General features: G+C 45.5%; 1 protein-coding gene. It reads right to left on the minus strand.

Annotation, left to right across the window (positions count from 1 at the left end):
* Window positions 1-127: 127 nt before the first annotated feature.
* Window positions 128-308, minus strand: a 181-nt coding sequence (locus AB3I00_RS14790; protein ID WP_368025639.1) for a hypothetical protein, incomplete at its 5' end; no start/stop codon positions are given.

Genomic DNA, 308 nt, shown 5'->3' on the forward strand with positions numbered 1-308 from the left:
TCGACGGAAACAGTAGAAACATTGGTCGTACTCGCTGGCACTTCGGCTACTGTCTCCCCGTAGACAGGCGAAAGACAGGTGGTACTCAATAAAAGAACAGTTGCCAGAGACACCCCTATTTTCTTTTTCATTTGCTTTCTCCTAACGTTTCGCGATTATATAGTTTCAAAAATCGATAGCCTCCACGCGCACTAACTACTTGCCCTTTTTTTAATTCCAAAGGCGGACGCAATACTTCCCCTGAAGCTGCATCAGTCGTGGCGATCAGATTGAAATACACTTTGCCATACCCTCGATAAAACCATCGG

This window comes from Enterococcus sp. C76 (assembly GCF_040886985.1).
GTDB classification, from domain to species: Bacteria; Bacillota; Bacilli; order Lactobacillales; family Enterococcaceae; genus Enterococcus_B; species Enterococcus_B lactis.